Genomic DNA, 1,653 nt, shown 5'->3' on the forward strand with positions numbered 1-1,653 from the left:
GGGTCGCCCAGCCACAGGTCCAGCAGCAGGGCCAGCGGCGGCACGGCCAGCAGGCCCCACGCCCACCACGCGCCCCACAGGAAATCCATCAGCGGCCTTCCAGCGCCCCGGTGTGCGCCAGCGCCTGGTACAGCACGATGCCCGTGGCCGTGGACAGGTTCAGGCTGCGCACCTCGCCCCAGATGGGGATGCGCACATGGTGGGGCGTGGCCTCCAGCACATCCGAGGGCAGGCCGGTGGTCTCCGGCCCGAAGACAAGGGCGTCGCGCTCGGTGAAGTCGAAGCGATGCACCGCCGTGCCCGCGCGGGCGCTGGTCATGACCAGGCGGCGTTCGCGCCCCGGCCCGTCAAGATAGGCCTGCCAGTCCGGCCACACGGCAAGGTTCACGTGCGGCCAGTAGTCCAGTCCGGCACGTTTCAGGTAGCGGTCGTCCAGACTGAAACCCAGCGGCTCGATGAGGTGCAATTCAGTACGCGTGGCCGCACACAGCCGCGCCACGTTGCCCGTGTTGGGCGGAATTTCCGGATGGTACAGAACGATGTGCATGTAACGCCTTGTATGTTGAAAAGACCATACCGGGGGAAGGAACCTTTTGGAAAAGGTTCCTTCCCCCGGACCCCCATCCTCCCAAACTTTTCAAAGGGTGGGGGGAGTAAAATTGGCCACGCTCAGCTAGTTATCAATTTTGCTGCATAACGCCTACATTGCCATCAGAGTCCAGCATCTTTGCCCCGGTAACTCCCTCAACATCCGGCAAATCTGGCACGCCAAGCCCGCTGCCGCCCAGCGTGGCATCACCCGCGCGCAGCAGCCCCTTCAGCCGGGCGATGCGCTGGTACGACTGGCGGATGCGGTCTTCGGAAATGCGGCCCGACTGCACGAGGCCGGTCAGCGTTGCATGCACCCGCGCGGTCAGGTCCGGCTGCCAGCGCAGGTTGTTGCCGAACAGCAAAATGTCCGCCCCCGCGTCCACGGCGCGGAACACCACCTCTTCCAGCGGGTAGCGATCGGTGATGGCGCCCATCTGCAAGTCGTCGGTGATCACCACGCCCCGCCAGCCGATGTCGCGGCGCAGCAGCCCGTCGATGGTCGGGCGCGACAGGGTGGCCGGGTGCGCCGCGTCCAGCCGGTTGTCGTACAGGTGGCCCACCATGACCATGCCGCCCCAGCCGTCGGCCCAGGCGTTGCCCGCCGGGCGCAGCAGGGTGCGGTAGGGCCACAGTTCCTCGGGCCTGCGGGTGGCGGACACGTCTGTGACGCCCAGATGCGAATCGGCCCGGGCGCTGCCGTGGCCGGGAAAATGCTTGAGGCACGACACCACGCCCGCCTGGGCCATGCCGTTGATGAACGCCGCCCCGTGGGCCGCCACCATGCGCGGGTCGCGCCCGTAGGCCCGCCCCAGCCTGCCGATGGCCGGGCTGTCCGGGTTCACGTCCACGTCCACCACCGGCGCGAAGTTCAGGTTCACCCCCACGTCGGCCAGTTCGCGCCCCATGGCCACGGCACGCAGCCGGGTTTCATCCGTGCTGCCCTGCCCCAGTTGCCGCGCCGGAGGGAACTGGGTGAAGCCGCGTTCCGGCTTCAGGCGCTGCACCCGCCCGCCTTCCTGGTCCACGGCCACGAACAGCGGCAGCCCGGCGGGGGCTGCCCCG

At 68.4% G+C, this 1,653-nt stretch carries 2 protein-coding genes; both read right to left on the minus strand.

Annotated features, from left to right (window positions below):
- Positions 1 to 88 precede the first annotated feature (88 nt).
- Positions 89 to 547: a tRNA (cytidine(34)-2'-O)-methyltransferase gene (locus FVW27_RS14905; protein WP_167126582.1), complete on the minus strand. Its 459-nt coding sequence runs from the start codon at positions 545 to 547 to the stop codon at positions 89 to 91.
- 133 nt (positions 548 to 680) lie between these two features.
- On the minus strand, positions 681 to 1,653 hold a 973-nt coding region (locus FVW27_RS14910), incomplete at its 5' end, for a glycoside hydrolase family 3 protein (protein WP_167126585.1).

This window comes from Nitratidesulfovibrio liaohensis, from assembly GCF_011682075.1.
Lineage (GTDB): Bacteria > Desulfobacterota > Desulfovibrionia > Desulfovibrionales > Desulfovibrionaceae > Cupidesulfovibrio > Cupidesulfovibrio liaohensis.